This is a genomic window from Streptomyces pristinaespiralis (genome assembly GCF_001278075.1).
Taxonomy (GTDB): domain Bacteria; phylum Actinomycetota; class Actinomycetes; order Streptomycetales; family Streptomycetaceae; genus Streptomyces; species Streptomyces pristinaespiralis.
In genome coordinates this window covers 6,157,873-6,175,938 of sequence record NZ_CP011340.1, presented here as the reverse complement: position 1 = coordinate 6,175,938, position 18,066 = coordinate 6,157,873, and the positions used below count along the sequence as shown (strand labels likewise).

Genomic DNA, 18,066 nt, shown 5'->3' with positions numbered 1-18,066 from the left:
CATGGGGATCACTGTGCAGTCGCTGACGTATTACCCCGTCAAGGGGTGTGCCGGAACGGCCGTGGAGTCGGCCCGGGTGGGCACCACGGGGCTGGAGCACGACCGGACATTCATGGTCGTCGACGCCGTCGACGGGTCCTTCCGCAGTCAGCGCAAGACTCCCGCCATGGCCGCGGTCCGGCCGGAGCTCCTCGACGGCGGGCGGAGGATGCGGCTGAGCGCGCACGGTGTCGAGAGCGTGGTCGTGGAGGTCGACCCCGAGGGGGAGCCCAGGCCGGTGAGCCTGTTCGACAAGCCCGTCGGGCCGTGCCCTGACCAGGGCGAGGACGCCGCCGAGTGGTTCTCCCAGGTGTTCGGCGCCAAGTCGCGGCTGGTGCGGGTGCCCCGCGGGTTCGACCGGGACGGATGGGGCGAGACGCCGGGCAAGGTCGCCTTCGCGGACGCGCATGCCGTGCTCGTCGTGTCCCAGGCGTCCCTGGACGGGCTGAACGCTCGGATCGAGGCCGCCGGCGGGAAGCCGGTGCCGATGGACCGCTTCCGCGCCAACATCGTGCTGGACGGGTGCGCCGAGCCCCACGACGAGGACCTCATGCGGCGGTTGGAGGTCGGCGGTGTGCAACTCGCCCACTCCGTGCGGGCGTTGCGCTGCTCCGTACCGCTGGTTGACCAGCGCACGGGACTGCGGGACGGCCCCGAACCGGTGCGCACGCTCGCCACGTACCGGCGGGAGCCCGCCTACGACAACAAGGTGAGCTTCGGCGCGAAGGCGGCCGTGGTGCGCCAGGGCACGCTGACGGTCGGCGACCCGGTGCACGTGGAACGGTACGGGAACGGGGCGCCGGATCCCCGGCGCCCCGCCTCCCCGTGAACGGGCCGGCTCAGCGCCCGTAGCGGATCAGGGCCCTGACCATCCGGCAGGTCGTGTCGGACGGAACGTGGACGCCGATGCGCTCCGCCGTCGACCGTATCCGCCGGTTGTCGGCGGTCGCCGGGTGGTAGACACCGGAGTCGAGCAGTGCGATCGCGAGGCGCATGGCCTTCAGCCGGCGGTTGTGGGTCACGTACCACTCGCGCGGCTGTCCGGCCGGGAGCGGCTTCTTGCGGGGCGGGGTCAGGGGCTTCGTCGTGAGTGTGGCTACGGCCATCGGCAACCTCCTGGCGCGGTGGCGGGACCATCCCGAACTACTGTTCATTCTACCGGCGGGCACTGACAATTTCCCCTGGCCAGACGGCGTTTGAGGGGCTCTCGAGCGGTACCGTGGAGACCATGGAGATCTGGATCAACCCCGCCTGTTCCAAGTGCCGCAGCGCCGTGGATCTGCTCGACGCGGAGGGCGCGGAGTACACCGTGCGCCGTTACCTCGAGGACGTGCCGACCGAGGACGAGATCCGCGCCGTCCTCGAGCGCCTGGGCCTGGAGCCATGGGACATCACGCGCACGGGCGAGGCCGTCGCCAAGGAGCTGGGCATCGCCGGCTGGCCCAAGGACGCAGCCTCCCGTGACCGCTGGGTCGCGGCGCTCTCCGAGCACCCGAAGCTCATCCAGCGCCCGATCATCACGGCGGACGACGGATCCGCGGTGGTGGGACGGTCGGAGGAAGCGGTACGGGACGCGCTGGGGCGCGGCTGAACGACGGGGCACAACGGCTGCGCGGCGACGGCCGGATCGGGAGGTGCCGGAGAGCGGCACCCTCGTCCGGGAGGTGGCCGAGCGCATGGTCTCCGAGCGGCCCCACATCGCGAGGCTCGCGCTGAACCCCACGCTCCCATCCGGCCTCGTGGCGCGGTCGCCGTCGACGACGCCCCGCGGGTCCGGCTCGCCGTGCCGGCCCGCCCCGGTCTCCCCGGGGAGGTCGACCCGAACGCCCGGGCCCTCGTGCTCCGCGACCCCGACGCGACCCCGACGCGACACCGGCACAGATCGGCCGGCTCGGCCGCGACCCGGTCGGCCGGGTACGCGCGGTGACGGCACAGGACCCGCGGCTGCCCCCTGGAGCGCGTGCGCGCACTGCTGCCCGACCCGGAGGCGGGTCCGCTCACATGGGAGGGCGCCGCTGCCCACCCCGGGGTTGTACGTACGGGAGATGCACGCCCCGATCGACGCGGCAGGCGCGGGGCCGGTTCGAGGGTCCGGTGCCGCCGTCGCCTTAAGGAAAGTTAAGGAAGAGCCGGGCGGAGCCGGTGAGCAGCCCGCCGCGGCTACTCGTACGTAAGGGCACAAGGAACCATCCGGCCGCCCCCGCGGCCGGGGACAGGAGCCCTTACGTGTCACGCAAGAAGACCCTCAGCGGCAAGAAGAAGCTCGCCCTGCTCGTCGGCGCCGCGGCCATGGCCGGCGGCACTGCGATTGTCATGACCGGGACAAGTCAGGCGTCCGTCGCCTGCGACGGGCTGGCCCAGGCGGTCCGCAACAACGAGAACTTCATCGCCGGGCAACGAGCGAATCCCGACGCCCAGTCGGAGGCACGGATCGCCAACCGCGAGGCGGTGATCGCGCAGATCAGGGTCCAGCAGGAGGCCGCCGGGTGCGACGCCGGAGACGGCGGCGGCCAGGCGGCGGCTCCCCCGGCCGAACAGCCGCCGGCCGAGGCACCGCCCGCGGAGGAGGGCGCCGGCGAGGACCAGGGCTCGGGCGAGGACCAGGGCGCCGGTGAGGGCCAGGACGCCGGCCAGGGCGACCAGGCCGGTGAGGAGGCCGGCGGCGGCGCCACGGGCGAGGTCGTCTGCGCCGGCTCCACCGTGACGCTCTCCGGCGAGGGCGGCGCGCCCGCCGCCTCCAGCAGCGAGTTCCCCGTCGGCACGCAGCTCAAGGTGACCAACCTGGACAACGACAAGTCCACCACCGTCGAGGTCACTTCCGTCTCCGGCAGCTGCGCGCTGCTGAACAACGCCGCTTTCGAGCAGGTCCGTGAGGCGGGCAAGTTCCTGATCCGCAACGCGCGCATCGAGCGCGTCGGCTGACCTTCAGGTCGCGCCGGATCCGAGGACGTACGCCGTAGCGGCTTCCCCTTCCACTGTCCCAGGGGGAGCCGTCGCCGCCGGGCCGCACACCCGGCGGCGGCGACGGCACCGTCCGTACCGCGCGGCCGTGAGCCGCCGTAGCCGCAGGCCCCGGAAACGCCCCCGCCGGTCCTGCGGCTGCGGCCTTCTCCCGGCTAGGGCGCCGTCCCTGCCAGCAGTTCCTCCGCCTCCGCGAGGATCTCCGTGAGCCGTACGCCGAAGTGGATGTCGCAGTCGTGCGCCTGACCGGTCCGCGCGGCCCCGAGCAGCGCGTCCACCGCCCTGCGGAACGAGTCGACCGGATCGCCCCAGCCCTCGGGAAGCTCCGCCCTCCCCCGCTCGCCCAGCAGCACGAGACTCGTGCCGGCCGCCTTGCCCGGCGCGCTCAGTCCGAGGGTCACCGTGCTGGAGGCCCCGGAGGTGTGCCGCAGCACGAGGTGCACGGTGTCGGCCGGGCCACGCCCCGCCGACAGCGTTGTCACGTCGCCGAGCACCGGGAGCAGCGCCGAGAGGGCGTGCGGGCCGACGTCCCACAGGCCGCCCTTCTCACGCCGCCAGGGCGAGGCCGCGAACGGGCTGTCGGAGTCGTCCGAGTAGAGCGAACCGAGCCACTGGGCGTGCGCCGTGAACCAGCCGTCCGCGGCGGCCTGTTCGGCCACCCAGGGCGCCGTGTCGGCGGCGAACCGCAGCGTGCAGAAGACCACGGACGCCACCTGGGCGTCCTGCGCGGCACGGGCCGCCGCGCGCGCCGCGGCCACGTTCGTCGCGACCGGCTTGTCCAGCAGCAGGTGGCGGCCCGCCGCGGCCGCCCTGGCGGCGAGCGGGGCCTGGACGTCCGGCGGCACGGCGAACGCGACGGCGTCGCTGACCGCGAACAGTGCCTCGATGCCCTCGTCGCCGGTGAAGGCCGCCGTGCCATGGGCGTCGGCCAGCGCCGCGGCCGCCTCCGGCCGCCTCCCCCACACACCGCTGAACATGACATCCGGGTGCCCGGCCAGCGCCGGTGCCTGTGTCATCCCCGCCCACGGCCCGGCACCGATGAGGCCGATACGCAGCGGCTGCGTCTGCTTCGTCATGCGCACCAGTGTGCACGCTCACGGAGCCGCCGGTCCGCCCGGTCCGGCGTGCCCGGGCCCGTGAGCACCCCTGTATACGACGTGCCGCCGCCCGCGCCGTCCCGGCCGCCGGGCCGCCGGTGCCGCCGCTCACGGCCCGGCTCGCGGCGGCGGGGACGATCAACGGCCGGCGGGGATGTGTCGTGTGTCTCAGAACCTTTCCCGAAACGTCTCCCAGCACCGTCCCGGCGGCGTCTGCCGCGACACGTCCAGGAGCACCCCCGGCATGCCGAATGGCCTTGTGACCAGCGAAAACAGGTCCAGTCGTATGTGTGCGCGACCACGGTCCGGGGGCGCCGGCGCCGCTGTGGGACGGACGTGGATCCGACCGGTTCCGGCCGTCCCGCCCGCTGCGTAACGTGGGGTTCACAAACGGGCAACGGCCGGGAAATCGCGGATTGCCAAGCTGCGCGGCATACCGCTGCACCCGCAAAGGATGAGGCCCCGTGACCTTCAAGGCTGAGTACATCTGGATCGACGGCACCGAGCCGACCGCCAAGCTTCGCTCGAAGACGAAGATCCTGAACGATGGCGCTGAGCTGCCCGTCTGGGGCTTCGACGGGTCCAGCACCAACCAGGCCAAGGGTCACGCCTCCGACCGCGTGCTCAAGCCCGTCTTCTCCTGCCCGGACCCGATCCGCGGCGGCGACGACGTCCTGGTGCTGTGCGAGGTCCTCAACACGGACATGACGCCGCACGAGTCCAACACCCGCGCCGCGCTCGCCGAGGTCTACGAGCGGTTCGCCGCCCAGGAGCCGATCTTCGGCATCGAGCAGGAGTACACCTTCTTCGACGGCGAGCGTCCGCTCGGCTTCCCGGCCGGCGGCTTCCCCGCCCCGCAGGGCGGCTACTACTGCGGTGTCGGCGCCGACGAGATCTTCGGCCGTGACGTCGTGGAGGCGCACCTGGAGAACTGCCTCAAGGCGGGTCTCGGCATCTCCGGCATCAACGCCGAGGTCATGCCGGGCCAGTGGGAGTTCCAGGTCGGCCCGCTGGCGCCGCTCGAGGTCGCGGACCAGCTGTGGGTGGCCCGCTGGCTGCTCTACCGCACCGCTGAGGACTTCAAGGTCTCCGCGACGCTGGACCCCAAGCCGGTGAAGGGCGACTGGAACGGCGCGGGCGCGCACACCAACTTCTCGACCAAGGCGATGCGCGAGGGCTACGACGCCATCATCACCGCCTGCGAGTCGCTGGGTGAGGGCTCCAAGCCCCTCGACCACGTCAAGAACTACGGCGCGGGCATCGACGACCGTCTCACCGGTCTGCACGAGACCGCCCCGTGGAACGAGTACAGCTACGGCGTCTCCGACCGTGGCGCGTCCGTCCGTATCCCGTGGCAGGTCGAGCAGGACGGCAAGGGCTACATCGAGGACCGCCGCCCCAACGCCAACGTCGACCCGTACGTGGTGACCCGCCTCCTGGTGGACACCTGCTGCGCGGCGCTGGAGAAGGCCGGCCAGGTCTGAGCGCACAGAGCTCCGTGAAAGGGGCCCCGCCGATTCCGGCGGGGCCCCTTTCCGTGCGCCCGGGCGGGCCGGACGCCGGGGGCGTCACGGGCGACCCGGGTCAACGCCCGTGCGGGGGACGCGTATCAACGTGTGAGAGGGGCCTGCTGCGGACGCCCCGCGTCTGCTTGAATGGGGTCATGGCCAGCATCCACCGGAGCATCGCGACAGGTCGCACCGACCTCGAGCCGTTCTGGCCCTCCCGGCAGCATCACGACTTCGACCGGGTGTGTTGCCGCGCGTGAGCGCGCAGGCCCACTGAAACCGTCATCCCGGTTCCCGGCCGGCGCGAAACGACGTACGTACGTCCGTCCTTCTCCGCGCGAAAGAGCTGACCTCCCATGGCGAACACCCGTTCCTTCTCCACCGTCGCCCGGCCCGTCCGGCTTCCCTCCGACCGGCACCGGCTGCGCGCCGTCGACCGTGACGAGGTGGTCGACGTCGCCGACCTCCTCCCGCCGGGCGCCACTTGGCTGCCCGCACCGCCGCACACCCTGCCCGACCTGCCGGGACGGCCCCCGATGGTCGGCTACCTCGTGCTCGTACCGGCGGGCGGGCAGCCGCTGCCCACCGACGCGCCGCGGGAGGCGACGGACGGCGGGCCGGTGCTGATCGACCCGGTCCGGCGCACCGCCCAGGTGGACGGGCGGGCGCTGGACCTGACGTACCTCGAGTTCGAGCTGCTGGCGCACCTGGTGGCGCATCCCCAGCGGGTGCACACCCGTGACCAGCTGGTCACCACGGTGTGGGGCTACGGGCACGTGGGCGACGGCCGCACCGTCGACGTCCATGTGGCACGGCTGCGGCGCAAGCTGGGCGCCGAGCACCGCCGCACGATCCAGACCGTGCGGCGGGTCGGCTACAAGTACGCGCCCTAGGAGCCGGTGCGCGCCCGGGTCCTCGCGGCGGCGCCCACCGCGACGTCGACGGCCAGGAACACCAGCAGGCTGATGCCGAGCATCGGCACGAACCAGCCGGCCGCGGCCGTCGCCGCCGCGAGCGGCAGCAGCACCGTCACGGGCACCTTCCGCCACGCTCCGCGCGGGGCCGGCCGCCCCGCGCCCAGCGTGCGTTCCTTGGTGGGCCGGCGCAGCCACCACATGCGGTAGCCCCACACGATGAGCAGGATCAGGGCGCCCATCAGGGCGGCCAGGACGAGCTGGTTGGCCAGGCCGAAGAGCACGCCCATGTGGCCGTCGATGCCGAAGCGGGTCAGTTTGGCGAGCAACGGGTAGTCGGCGAAGCGCAGTTCGTCGATGACCCGCCCGTCGGCCGGGTCGACGGCCACCGAGTCGAGGTGCACCGGGTACTGGGTGTCGGTCTCCTTGACGACGTAGCCGGTGCCGTCGGAGGGCAGGGTCACGGCGATCCGGCCGTCGACGCCCGCCTCGTGGGCGGCGGCCACGGCGACGTCGATGCCGATGTCCGCGCCCTGGTGCTGTGTTCCGTGTCCGGTGCCGCCGTGGCCCTCGTGCCCGTCGCCCCCGGCCGCCCCGCCCTCGCCGATCGCGGCGGAGACGGTGGGTGTGGCGCCGCCCAGCCGGTCCTGCAGCGCGCCGATGTTCTCGCCCGCGTAACGGGACCAGGTGAGGCCGGTGGCCGAGAGCAGGACCAGGCCGGTCACGGCCCACAGTCCGACGGAGCCGTGCCAGGACAGCGTCCTGCGCCGTCCCTTCGCGCCCCGCTCCGGCAGGACCAGGTCCCGCTTCGTACGGCGCCGGCGGCCGAGCCAGAGCAGGAGACCGCCGAGGGCGACGACCCACAGCCAGCTCGCGGCGAGCTCGCTGTAGTAGCGGCCGACGTCACCGAGATGCAGGTCGCGGTGGAGTTCGTCGAGCCACGCCCGGAGCGGCAGCGCGCCGGAGCTGCCGTACGAGGGGAGCTCGCCCCGTATCCCGGTCGTGTACGGGTCGACGAAGACGGCGAGCGACCTGCCCTCCGCCACTCCCGGAGCGTCCATCAGCACCCGGGTCGTCATCCCTTCCTCGTACGCGGGCCACACGGCGGTGACGGTGGCGTCGGGACGGGCCTCGCGGGCCGCGTCGACCTGGGCGCCGAGCGGCAGGTACGGGCCCGACACGGGAGCGGTGAGCTCGTCGCGGTAGACGAACTTCTCCGCCTGGAAGGACAGGGAGTACAGCAGACCGCTGACGGCGGCGACGAGAAGCAGCGGGGCGATCAGCAGCCCCGCGTAGAAGTGGAGCCGGAGCACGAGCGGTCGCAACGCGGCCCAGGTGGAGGTGGATTCGGCCCGGCCGGTTACGGCCTCGGGTGCTGCGCCCTGGTCGGGGGCGTCAACGGACATGGCGGTCCTAAGGTTTCGGTGTCGACATGGGGAAGCGGCCCCCAGGTCGGACAGCGGCTCAGGGGGCCGTGGCGCGGGGGATCGCGGGCGGGGGCGGGCCGCGACGGACGACGGTGTGCGCGAGGACGACACTGCGGTGACGGGCGCGGACGACCGGGCGGACCACCGGACGTGGTGGTTCCGGCAGACGTACGGCGCCGAGGAGCAGCCGCAGCGGGGTGAAGGCGAACGCGAACGCGGCGCCCGCGAGCCGGAAGAACGCAGCCTCACCGTGGGCGAGCCAGAGCGCACAGCCCGCTGCCGCGAGCAGGTGCACGGCGAGCATGCCCGCCCCGTCCGCGAGGCCCGTGGCCGCCTCCGCCCGGTGCCCGGGGTGGTGGCCGGCGGGTTGTCCGGCGTCGGAGAAGATCAGGTGCAGGGCACCCTGCACGGCGAGGAGACCGGCGCCGATGGCGCCGGGCCCGCGGCGACGTCCTGCGGCGAACCATCCCGCGGCAGCGGTCACCACCAGGGCGGCCAGCAGCGCGGACGGCGGGATGTCGTGCGCGGACAGGGACGAATGCCCCATCGCGGCCAGAATGACACCCACCGCCGCGAAAAGAGCGGCCCGCAGGGCGCGCATCGGCGACCGGGTGTCCGTCATCGTCCGCCATGCTGCCACCACGGGGGCGGCTCCGGGAGAGTGACCGGCGGTAGGAGATGTTCTTCCCGGAGCAGAACCACTGTCGCCCGCGGGGTCCGGCGAGGCAGAGTCGTGATCATGAGGCTTCTGATTCTGGGTGGTACGGAGTTCGCCGGGCGTGCGGTCACGGAGGCGGCGCTCGCCCGCGGCTGGGACGTCACCGTCTTCCACCGCGGCAGGCATCCGGCGCCGAAGGGCGCGGCCGTGCTGCTCGGTGACCGGCTCGGCGACCTCGACGCCCTCGCCGGCGGCGAATGGGACGCCGTCGTCGACACCTGGTCGGGCGCGCCGTCGGCGGTCCGCCGCACGGCCCGGCTGCTCGCGGGACGTGTGGGGCGTTACGTCTACATCTCCAGCTGCTCGGTGTACGTGTGGCCGCAGCCGGCCGGGTACGACGAGACGGCGCCCCTGGTGGACAGCTCCCCCGACGCCGTCGACGTGCCGTACGCCGAGGCCAAACGGGGCGGTGAACTGGCGGTGCTCGACGCCTTCGGGGAGGAACACTCGCTGCTGGTGCGCTCCGGACTGATCCTCGGGCCGTGGGAGAACATCGGCCGGCTCCCCTGGTGGCTCGGCCGCATCGCCCGCGGGGGCGACGTGCTCGCGCCGGGGCCGCGGGAGAACGCGCTGCAGTACATCGACGTCCGCGACCTCGCCGAATGGACCCTCGACGCGGTGGCCGCCGGACGCTCCGGTCCGTACAACCTGGTGAGCGAGCCCGGCCACACGACGATGGGCGAACTCCTCGACGCGTGCGTCACGGTGACGGGATCGACGGCGCGGCTGCGGTGGACCGAGGCGGAGACGATCCTCGCGGCGGGAGTCGAACCGTGGACGGACCTGCCGGTGTGGATCCCGCCGACGCAGGAGGCGTACGGGGCACTGCACGCCGTGAACGTGGACCGCGCGACGGCGACGGGGCTGCGGTGCCGGCCGGTCGTGGACACGGTGCGTGACACGTGGGCGTGGCTGCAGTCCCTGGGCGGGACGGCGCCGCACCGGGTGGACCGCCCGCGGGTGGGGCTGTCGCCGGAGGTCGAGCAGCGGCTGCTGGAGGGGTGAGGGGGCGGGCGGGCGGGCCGCTGCGCGGGGCGCTTTCCCCACCCCGCCCCTTCCCGGAACCGGGGCAAGCCCCGGGCCCCGTGGGGGCCGCCGCCCCCGCACCCCCGCAGGGGTGGGGAAGGGTTTCAGCGGGGGCTGACGCCCCCGCACCCCCGAGCGGCGGCTCCGCGCCGCCGAAGGCCCCCGCCAGGCGCCCGGAACGGCCGGCAGGCGTGGACGCGTGGGCCAACGCCCGCCCCCCCCAGCGGCAGCTCCGCGCCGCGAGAGACCCCCGCCAGGCGCCCGGAACGGCCGGCGCGGGCCGCCCGGCCTTCGAACGGCCGCTTCGCGGCGCCGGAAGCGCCCGCCAGGCGCCCGAAACGGCCGGTGAGCATAGGCCCGTGGGCAACGCCCGGCCCCCAGCGGCGGCTTCGCGCCGCCGAAGCGCCCGCCAGGCCTGGAACGGCCACCGGGCCCGCCCGACCCCCGAACGGCAGCTTCGCGCCGCCGAAGCGCCCGGAACGGCCGGCAGGCGTGGACGCGTGGGCCAACGCCCGCACCCGAGCGGCAGCTCCGCGCCGCGGAAGACCCGCCCGCTGACCGGAACGGCCATGCCCGATCCCCATGGTGTCCTCAGGTACACCCCCTGACCGGGGTCCTCCACCAGTGCGGGGGCATGGTCGGGGTCGCCACACTGGTGGTCGGTAGGGGTTGACGGACGAACGCACGCACAAGCAGGGGGATTCATGGCGATCAAGAAGGCCCGCGGGGCGCTCGCGGCCGGTGGGCAGGGGCTGGTGCTCGCGTCGGCGGCGTTGGTCGGGTCCGTCGTCCTCTTCTCTCTCGCGACGGTGTCTATCGCGCTGATCCCCGTCGGTGTGGGGATGTTCACCACTCCCCGGGTGCTGACGCTGCTGAGGGCCCATGTGAACCGGCGCCGGCTGCTCGCGGCGCAGTGGTCCCGGGTCCGTATCCCGGTCCGTTACCGGCCCCTCCCCGAGGACGTGCGCAAGGGCGTCACCGGTCAGGTCGAGCGGTGTTCGCTGATGCTGAGGGACCCGGCGACGTGGCGGGACATGCGGTGGCTGCTCGCCGACATGACGGGCGGCGCGGTCGTCGCCGTCCTCGCGCCGGCGCTGATCCTGGAGGGCGTCTTCGGTCTGCTGCTCGCGGCGGGACTGTGGAAGCCGATCGTGGAGGCATCCGGCACGTACTGGTACACGTTCCTGCCGGTCGACAGCAGTGACACGGCCAGGCTCGCGGCGCTGCTCGGCCTGGTGTGGATGATCGTGGCGCTGCACGTCAACACCCGCCTCGTACGGGCCCACTTCAGGCTCGCGGGGGCCGTTCTGAACCCGGGCCGTCAGGAGGAGCTGGAGCAGCGCATCGACCGGCTCACGGAGACCCGTCACGACGCGCTCGACACGTCGGCGGCCGAGTTGCGCCGTATCGAGCGGGACCTGCACGACGGCGCGCAGGCGCGGCTGGTCGCGATGGGGATGAACCTCGGCACGATCGAGGCGCTGATCGAGAAGGATCCGGCGCAGGCGAAGGAGCTGCTCTCCAAGGCGCGGGAGTCGTCCGCGGAGGCGCTGACCGAGCTGCGTGACCTGGTGCGCGGCATCCATCCGCCGGTGCTGGCCGAGCGGGGGCTGGGCGACGCGGTCAGGGCGCTGGCGCTGCGGCTGCCGGTGCCGGCCGAGGTGGAGGTGGAGCTGCCCGGACGGCCGGACGCGCCCGTCGAGTCCGCGGCGTACTTCGCGGTGAGCGAGGCACTCACCAACGCGGTCAAGCACTCGGGGGCGGACCGTGTCTGGGTGGACATGACGTACACGGACGGGGCGCTGCGGATCTCGGTGACCGACAACGGCAAGGGCGGTGCGGTGGTCGGGGCGGGCTCCGGGCTGAGCGGTGTCGAACGGCGGCTGGGTACATTCGACGGAGTCCTGGCCGTCAGCAGTCCCGCGGGCGGTCCCACCATGGTCACCATGGAGATCCCTTGCGAGTTGTTCTAGCCGAAGACCTGTTCCTGCTGCGGGACGGCCTGGTCCGGATGCTCGAGGCCTTCGGCTTCGAGATCCTGGCCGCGGTGGAGACCGGCCCCGAACTCGGCAAGGCACTGGCGGAGCTGGAGCCGGACGTCGCGGTCGTCGACGTCCGGCTCCCGCCGTCGCACACGGACGAAGGGCTCCAGTGCGCGCTCGCGGCGCGGCGGGCGAGGCCGGGGCTGCCGGTGCTGGTGCTCTCGCAGCATGTGGAGCAGTTGTACGCACGGGAGTTGCTGGCGGACGGCAACGGCGGGGTGGGGTACCTGCTGAAGGACCGGGTCTTCGACGCGGAGCAGTTCGTCGACGCGGTGCGCCGGGTGGCCGCGGGCGGTACGGCGATGGATCCGCAGGTGATCTCGCAGTTGTTGTCGCGGCGTTCGCAGGACAGGCCGATGGGCCGTCTCACGCCGCGTGAGCGGGAGGTCATGGAGCTGGTGGCGCAGGGCCGTTCGAACGCGGCGATCGCGTCGCAGCTGGTGGTGACCGAACGGGCGGTGGCCAAGCACACGTCGAACATCTTCGCCAAGCTGGGCCTGCCGGTGTCGGACGACGACAACCGCCGGGTCCTGGCGGTGCTGGCGTATCTGGATCACGGTCGTACGAACGGGAGCTGAGAGGCGGGGCCCGGCCCCGCCGTCCACCGGCCGCGGCAGTGCCCCATTTCGGCTACGTCCAAACGATTTGGCGCTGGAGGCTTCTACGATTTCCACACAGGACTGAACACCCCGTCGGTGGTCTCCGTATGGAACGACGCTACTTCCCTCCCCCGGGATTGGAGTTCCATGGGACGCACATCGAGAAAACGCTCAACGCTGGCAAACCGGGCGATCGCTGCCTCGGCTGCCCTCATTCTGGGTGGGGGCGGGCTCGTCGCGGCCAATTTCTACGCTTCCGCCCACGAGGGCTGGGGCGATGACCGGACCGGGCCCAGAACGCAGAGCGCCGGGCAGGCGGTCTCCACGATCGACTGTCCGGAAGTCGTGAATTCCATCGAGGAGGTCCCCGACGACCAGCGGTTCGCGGTCGACCGGGAACTCGCCACGCTGGACACCCAGATCACCACCTACTACCAGCGGTTCGCCGACAACAAGGAGCGGGTCCAGAGCGACCGCACCTTCGCGCAGAACGAGATCCTTACACCGCTGAAGAACGAGCGACTGGTGATCATCCAGCGCATCGTCGCCCTGATCGACCGCTCCGCCGAACGCCCCGAGGGCCTGGAGTCGACCGCTCCGTGCACCCTGCGCGGCGACGACAACGACGGCCAGGACGGCGGCGGTGACCAGAACGGCGGGCAGAACGACGGCCAGAACGACGGCCAGGACGGCGGCGACCAGGACCAGAACCAGGACGGCGGCCAGGACGGCGGCGGCCAGGACGACAACGGTGACGGCGACAACAACGACGGCGACAACGGGGACAACAACGGGAACGACGGCAACAACGACAACGGCGGCCAGGCCGGCAACGGCCCGGCCGAGGGCGACTTCGTCGACATCCAGTCCGTCCAGCCCAACGTCCAGGAGCCGCGGCAGCGCCGCGGAGCCTCCCGGGGCACTTTCACCACCGACTGCGGCGTGAACGAGAACGGCAAGTTCAATTCCGACAATGTGATCGCCGCACCTGGTGTCAGCAACGGCGCGCACCACATGCACGACTATGTGGGCAACCAGGCCAACGACGCTTTCGCCAGCGACGACGATTTCGCGAACGGGGACACCACCTGCAACAACCAGGGTGACAAGTCGACCTATTACTGGCCCGTGCTGCGGTTGCAGAACGGCCAGAACGAGTTCGACGCCGGCGAGGACGGCGGCGGCAACGACCAGAACGTCGGTGAGATCCAGACACCGTCGGAGGTCACGCTGACGTTCGAGGGCAATCCGCGGAGCAAGGTCACCGCGATGCCGAAATTCCTCCGGATCATCACCGGTGACGCCAAATCGTTCACCAACGGCGACGCGAATGCCAATGCCTCGTGGAGCTGCACCGGATTCGAGGACCGCCAGCTGAAGGACAAGTACCCGATCTGCCCCGAGGGCAGCCAGGTGGTGCGGAGCTTCAAGTTCCAGAGCTGCTGGGACGGTCAGAACACCGACAGCGCGAACCACCGCACCCATGTGGCCTTCGCCGACGAGGACGGCAGGTGCCAGGACGGTTTCCAGCCGATTCCGCAGTTGGTGCAGCGGATCGTCTACGACGTGCCGCCGCCGGTCTTCGACGGCGACAACGCGTCGGTCTTCGCGGTCGACTCGTTCCCCGAGCAGCTGCACAAGCCGATCACCGACCACGGTGACTTCATCAACGTCTTCGACGAGGACCTGATGGACGAGATGGTGGACTGCATCAACGACGGCCGTCGCTGTCAGTGATCCATCGGTACGGCTGACACCGGTGATCCACCGGTGTCACGAAGGCCGGGCCGGTCCGGGAGATTCCCGGACCGGCCCGGCCTCTTTCCGTCTGCGGACGGCACAGCGCGACCCCTCCCCCGTGCCGGTCCGGGCAGCAGCACCCGGACCGGCCCGGGCCGACAGGCCGCGGGTCAGCTCCCCTGGTGTCCTTCGTGCCCCTCCCCGGCGCTCCCGCCGCTCTCCCCGCCGCCGTCGTGGCCTTCGCCGCCGTCGTGGCCTTCATGGCCACCGTCGCCGTCGCCACCACTGCCGCTGTCGCCGCCTTCGTGGCCGGAGCCGTGCTGCGCGCCGGTCTCGACCGTGCCGCCGAGCCTCTCGCGCAGGGCCGCCACGACCTTCTCGTCGCCGACCGCCACCCACTTGCGCCCGACCAGATAGGTGCCGCCGTAGTCGTTGGCCTCGTTGATCCACTCACGCTGGCCGCGGTCGGTCGCGAAGGTCGCGAGGATGTACCTGCCGTCGGCCGTCCTGCAGTTGGCCTGGCGCAATTCGTCCGCGTCCGTCTGGATGTTCGGTTCGCAATCGGCCTGACGTGCGAGATCCTCCAGGCTGCCGGTCGCCGTCCGCTGCTCCTTCGCGCCCTTGTCGGGTCCGACACGCCCGTCGTCGTCACCGCCGGAACCGCAGGCCGCCGCCAGGGCCAGGACGACAACTGCCAGTCCTGTCCGGGCCGCCCGCCATGTGCTCGTGCTCGTACTCGTCCGCATTCGGCCATGGTGCCTTCCCGCCCCCTCTTCGCGCGGCAGAACCGCAGGTAACCTGCGCTCCGCACGCACCTGTTGTCGCGTCAGCAACACGGAGGAGCGCTGATGAACGAGCTGTCGAGACGTACGCTGCTGGGCACTGCCGGAGCCGTGGGAGCCGGCGCGGTGCTCGCCGCGCACACTCCAGCGGCCGCCGCCCTGCCCCGACCCGCCTCCCCGCCCGCGGCACCGGGCGCGGGCGCCGAGGACGCTTTCCGCACCGGTCCGGCCGCCGCCGCGCTGCACCGACTGCTGCCCGACCACGCCGACCAGGTGCGGCTGACGGCGCTGACCGGTCCCGAGCGCTTCCGGGTCACCGGCTCGGCCGGCCGCATCGAGGTGGCGGGCACCGGTCCCGGGGTCCTGCTGACCGGGGTTCACTGGTATCTCAAGTACGTCTGCCGGGCGCACATCTCGTGGTCCGGGTCCCAGCTCGACCTCCCCCGCCGGCTGCCCGCGGTCCGCCGTCCGATCGAGCGGAAGGCCACCGTCCGGCACCGGTTCGCGTACAACGACACGCACGACGGCTACACCGCCCCGTACGCCGACTGGCCGCGCTGGGAGCGGCTGATCGACGTCCTGGCCCTGCACGGCTGCAACGAGGTCCTGGTGACGCCGGGGCAGGAGGCCGTCTACCACCGGTTGCTGACGGACTTCGGGTACTCGGACGAGGAGGCCAGGACCTGGCTGCCGGCGCCCTCGCACCAGCCGTGGTGGCTGCTCCAGAACATGAGCGGGTTCGGCGGCCCGATGTCGGCGGCCCTCATCGAGCGCCGCACCGAGCTGGGCCGGCGGATCACCGACCGGCTGCGGGAGCTGGGCATGCATCCGGTGCTGCCCGGTTACTTCGGTACCGTCCCCGACGACTTCCCGGGCCACAACCCCGGCAGTGACGCACGGGTGATCCCCCAGGGCACCTGGGGCGGCGGAATGCGCCGGCCCGACTGGCTGGACCCGCGGACGCAGGCCTTCTCCGACGTCGCCGCGGCCTTCTACCGGCACCAGGGCGAACTGTTCGGCGACGTGTCGCACTTCAAGATGGACCTGCTGCACGAGGGCGGCACCGCGGGCGACGTGCCCGTCCCCGACGCCGCACGCGCGGTGGAGACCTCCCTGCAGACGGCCCGGCCCGGCGCCACCTGGGTGATCCTCGGCTGGCAGTCCAACCCGCGCCCGGTCATGCTCGACTCGATCGACACCTCCCGCGTCCTCATCGTCGACGGCCTGTCGGACCTGGACACGGTCACCGACCGGGAGGCGGACTGGGGCGGGGCCCCGTACGCCTTCGGCACCATCCCCAACTTCGGCGGCCGGACGACGATCGGCGCGAACACCGACCGGTGGACGGAGAAGTTCACGGCCTGGCGCGACAAGCCGGGCAGCGCGCTGGTGGGCACCGCGTACATGCCGGAGGCGGCGGAGCGTGACCCGGCGGCCCTGGAGCTGTTCAGCGAACTGGCCTGGCGCGAGGAGAAGATCGACCGGGAGGCGTGGTTCGCCGAGTACGCGCAGATCCGGTACGGCGGCGTCGACCACTCGGCGCGGGAGGCGTTCGCCGCACTGGCGGCGACCGCGTACAAGCTGACGAGCACGGACGGGCGGCCGTACGACTCGCTGTTCTCGCGCCGGCCGTCGCTGACCACCGCCATCGGTACCGCCTTCGATCCGGCGGGCTTCGACCGGGCGTTCGCCGCGCTGCTCGCCGTACGCGCGCCGCTGCGCGACTCGGACGCGTACCGCCACGACCTGACCGACGTGGCCCGCCAGGCCCTGGCCAACCGTTCCCGCACGCTCCAGTTGGCGTTGCGGGCCGCGTACCGGAACAAGGACGTGGCCACCTTCCGTGCCGTGTCGGCCCTGTGGCTGAAGGTGATGCGGCTCAGCGACACGATGGCCGGCTGCCACCGCCAGTTCCTGCTCGGGCCGTGGCTGGAGGACGCGAAGCGGCTGGCGACCAGCCCGGAGGAGGCGGTGCAGCTGGAACGCACCGCGCGCACGCTGATCACCACCTGGGCGGACCGTCCGACCGCGAACAGCCTCAGCAACTACGCCAACCGGGACTGGCAGGGACTGATGGCCGACGTCCATGTGCCGCAGTGGGAGGCGTTCCTGACGGAGCAGGCCGACGCGATGGCCGCCGGCCGGGCGCCGAAGTCCTTCGACTGGTATCCCCAGGAGGAGGCATGGACCCAGGAGCGCCACACCTATCCGGTGCGGCCGACCGGGGACGCGTACAGCACGGCCCTGCGGGTGTTCGACACCCTGGCCCGCGCGCCCTACCAGGGCGTCGTGACGGTGGAGGTGGAGCCGCCCGCGTTCACCCCGGGCAGCACGGGCACCGTCACCGCGGTCTTCCGCAACATCAACGGGCTCAGCGGCACCGGCCGGGTCGACTTCGCGCTCGCCGGACTCGACGCCGCCCCCGAGGGCCCGAGCGCCCTGGAGGGCGTCCCGGCGGCGGGCAGCGGTGAGGTCTCCTGGCGGGTGACGGCACCCGGTGATCCGCTGACGGAGCCGCTCAGGCCGATGCCGTACGAGCTCACGACGCAGTACGGGCCGCTCGGCGAGGACCGGGTCACCACCACCCAGCCGGGCAACGTGTACATCGCCGCGCCGCTGGACCCCGCGTGGCGCACGTTCACCTCCAACGGCGCCGTCTTCGGCCAGCTCGGCGACCGGTTCGCGATCAACGGGGCCGGTAACGACCTGTGGCGCGGCACCACCCAGTTCGGCACCGCCTACCTGCCCGGGGCGTTCACCGAGGGCGCGAGCATCGTGCTGCGGGTGGACGCGCAGGACAACACCGGCACCTGGGCACGCGCCGGGATCATGGTCCGCAACTCGCTGGCGACCCCGGGGGACCTGGGCTTCCTGAACCTGGCGGTGACCCCGGGACAGGGCGTCGCGCTGTCGTACGACTCGAACGGCGACGGCACGCTCGACAACTACGGCCGGATCACCGGGATCAGGGCACCCGTTCTGCTGCGGCTCACCAAGAACGCCGGGACCTCGTTCACCGGCGCCTGCTCCACCGACGGCGGCGCCACCTGGCGCGCGGTGGCCACGGTGGCGGTGCCGGGCACGGCGGCGACGCAGGACGCCGGGATCTTCATGAGCGCCACGAACGGCGGGAGCGGTGTGCGCGGGACGGTGCGGTTCAGCGGCTGGTCCCTGACGGGCGGTGTCGCGGCGGGCGGCTGACGTCCGGTGGGC

General features: G+C 72.5%; 15 protein-coding genes. 10 read left to right on the top strand and 5 right to left on the bottom strand.

What is annotated here, in order from left to right; all coding sequences use genetic code 11:
* Nucleotide 1: 1 nt before the first annotated feature.
* Nucleotides 2–868 carry an MOSC domain-containing protein gene (locus tag SPRI_RS26300; protein ID WP_005318481.1) on the top strand — a complete coding sequence of 289 codons (867 nt, stop codon included), beginning with the start codon at nt 2–4 and terminating at the stop codon, nt 866–868.
* Between the two features lie 10 nt (nt 869–878).
* On the opposite strand, the gene SPRI_RS26295 is transcribed toward SPRI_RS26300, so the two are convergent.
* Nucleotides 879–1,145, bottom strand: a complete 267-nt coding sequence (locus tag SPRI_RS26295) for a hypothetical protein (protein ID WP_037774871.1) — start codon at nt 1,143–1,145, stop codon at nt 879–881.
* Nucleotides 1,146–1,267: 122 nt separating this feature from the next.
* On the opposite strand from SPRI_RS26295, the gene SPRI_RS26290 reads away from it, so the two are divergent.
* Both SPRI_RS26290 and SPRI_RS26285 read left to right on the top strand, forming a co-directional pair.
* On the top strand, nt 1,268–1,630 hold the full coding sequence (locus SPRI_RS26290) for an arsenate reductase family protein (RefSeq protein ID WP_037774869.1): 363 nt from the start codon (nt 1,268–1,270) through the stop codon (nt 1,628–1,630).
* A gap of 635 nt (nt 1,631–2,265) precedes the next feature.
* A complete protein-coding gene (locus SPRI_RS26285) occupies nt 2,266–2,961 on the top strand; it encodes an RlpA-like double-psi beta-barrel domain-containing protein (RefSeq protein ID WP_037774864.1) in 696 nt (231 codons plus the stop codon).
* Between the two features lie 194 nt (nt 2,962–3,155).
* Here the strand turns inward: SPRI_RS26285 and SPRI_RS26280 are convergent, their stop codons facing one another.
* Nucleotides 3,156–4,076: a Gfo/Idh/MocA family protein gene (locus tag SPRI_RS26280; RefSeq protein WP_037774862.1), complete on the bottom strand. Its 921-nt coding sequence runs from the start codon at nt 4,074–4,076 to the stop codon at nt 3,156–3,158.
* Between the two features lie 485 nt (nt 4,077–4,561).
* Here SPRI_RS26280 and glnII point away from each other — a divergent pair, with 485 nt between their 5' ends.
* Together glnII and SPRI_RS26270 are read left to right on the top strand one after the other, a co-directional pair.
* Nucleotides 4,562–5,581 carry a glutamine synthetase gene (gene glnII / locus SPRI_RS26275; RefSeq protein WP_053557382.1) on the top strand — a complete coding sequence of 340 codons (1,020 nt, stop codon included), beginning with the start codon at nt 4,562–4,564 and terminating at the stop codon, nt 5,579–5,581.
* Nucleotides 5,582–5,961: 380 nt separating this feature from the next.
* Nucleotides 5,962–6,498 (top strand): winged helix-turn-helix domain-containing protein, encoded by a 537-nt coding sequence (locus SPRI_RS26270; RefSeq protein ID WP_005318469.1) that lies wholly within the window; start codon nt 5,962–5,964, stop codon nt 6,496–6,498.
* Here SPRI_RS26270 and SPRI_RS26265 read toward each other — a convergent pair.
* Nucleotides 6,495–7,925 (bottom strand): PepSY-associated TM helix domain-containing protein, encoded by a 1,431-nt coding sequence (locus tag SPRI_RS26265; RefSeq protein WP_005318467.1) that lies wholly within the window; start codon nt 7,923–7,925, stop codon nt 6,495–6,497. The two genes, SPRI_RS26270 and SPRI_RS26265, sit on opposite strands and share 4 nt — an antisense overlap.
* Before the next feature lie 58 nt (nt 7,926–7,983).
* A complete protein-coding gene (locus SPRI_RS26260) occupies nt 7,984–8,568 on the bottom strand; it encodes a hypothetical protein (RefSeq protein WP_234020428.1) in 585 nt (194 codons plus the stop codon).
* Nucleotides 8,569–8,685: 117 nt separating this feature from the next.
* On the opposite strand from SPRI_RS26260, the gene SPRI_RS26255 reads away from it, so the two are divergent.
* From SPRI_RS26255 to SPRI_RS26240, 4 genes are all read left to right on the top strand, one after another.
* Entirely contained in the window at nt 8,686–9,669 is a 984-nt protein-coding gene (locus tag SPRI_RS26255) for an NAD-dependent epimerase/dehydratase family protein (RefSeq protein WP_053557790.1), read from the top strand.
* Between the two features lie 725 nt (nt 9,670–10,394).
* Nucleotides 10,395–11,663, top strand: a complete 1,269-nt coding sequence (locus SPRI_RS26250) for a sensor histidine kinase (RefSeq protein ID WP_005318464.1) — start codon at nt 10,395–10,397, stop codon at nt 11,661–11,663.
* On the top strand, nt 11,648–12,310 hold the full coding sequence (locus tag SPRI_RS26245; RefSeq protein ID WP_005318462.1) for a LuxR C-terminal-related transcriptional regulator: 663 nt from the start codon (nt 11,648–11,650) through the stop codon (nt 12,308–12,310). The genes SPRI_RS26250 and SPRI_RS26245 overlap by 16 nt, the downstream gene beginning before the upstream one ends.
* Before the next feature lie 168 nt (nt 12,311–12,478).
* Nucleotides 12,479–14,068 (top strand): DUF1996 domain-containing protein, encoded by a 1,590-nt coding sequence (locus SPRI_RS26240; RefSeq protein ID WP_037774859.1) that lies wholly within the window; start codon nt 12,479–12,481, stop codon nt 14,066–14,068.
* Between the two features lie 173 nt (nt 14,069–14,241).
* Here the strand turns inward: SPRI_RS26240 and SPRI_RS26235 are convergent, their stop codons facing one another.
* Nucleotides 14,242–14,817: a hypothetical protein gene (locus SPRI_RS26235; protein WP_005318458.1), complete on the bottom strand. Its 576-nt coding sequence runs from the start codon at nt 14,815–14,817 to the stop codon at nt 14,242–14,244.
* A gap of 102 nt (nt 14,818–14,919) precedes the next feature.
* Here SPRI_RS26235 and SPRI_RS26230 point away from each other — a divergent pair, with 102 nt between their 5' ends.
* Entirely contained in the window at nt 14,920–18,054 is a 3,135-nt protein-coding gene (locus tag SPRI_RS26230; RefSeq protein ID WP_053557381.1) for an alpha-N-acetylglucosaminidase, read from the top strand.
* The last annotated feature ends 12 nt before the right edge of the window (nt 18,055–18,066 follow it).

Coding starts and splice junctions, on each gene's coding strand:
- SPRI_RS26300 (WP_005318481.1), top strand. CDS start 2: ATGGGGATCACTGTGCAGTCGCTGACGTATTACCCCGTCAAGGGGTGT.
- SPRI_RS26295 (WP_037774871.1), bottom strand. CDS start 1,145: ATGGCCGTAGCCACACTCACGACGAAGCCCCTGACCCCGCCCCGCAAG.
- SPRI_RS26290 (WP_037774869.1), top strand. CDS start 1,268: ATGGAGATCTGGATCAACCCCGCCTGTTCCAAGTGCCGCAGCGCCGTG.
- SPRI_RS26280 (WP_037774862.1), bottom strand. CDS start 4,076: ATGACGAAGCAGACGCAGCCGCTGCGTATCGGCCTCATCGGTGCCGGG.
- SPRI_RS26270 (WP_005318469.1), top strand. CDS start 5,962: ATGGCGAACACCCGTTCCTTCTCCACCGTCGCCCGGCCCGTCCGGCTT.
- SPRI_RS26265 (WP_005318467.1), bottom strand. CDS start 7,925: ATGTCCGTTGACGCCCCCGACCAGGGCGCAGCACCCGAGGCCGTAACC.
- SPRI_RS26260 (WP_234020428.1), bottom strand. CDS start 8,568: ATGACGGACACCCGGTCGCCGATGCGCGCCCTGCGGGCCGCTCTTTTC.
- SPRI_RS26255 (WP_053557790.1), top strand. CDS start 8,686: ATGAGGCTTCTGATTCTGGGTGGTACGGAGTTCGCCGGGCGTGCGGTC.
- SPRI_RS26250 (WP_005318464.1), top strand. CDS start 10,395: ATGGCGATCAAGAAGGCCCGCGGGGCGCTCGCGGCCGGTGGGCAGGGG.
- SPRI_RS26240 (WP_037774859.1), top strand. CDS start 12,479: ATGGGACGCACATCGAGAAAACGCTCAACGCTGGCAAACCGGGCGATC.
- SPRI_RS26235 (WP_005318458.1), bottom strand. CDS start 14,817: ATGCGGACGAGTACGAGCACGAGCACATGGCGGGCGGCCCGGACAGGA.
- SPRI_RS26230 (WP_053557381.1), top strand. CDS start 14,920: ATGAACGAGCTGTCGAGACGTACGCTGCTGGGCACTGCCGGAGCCGTG.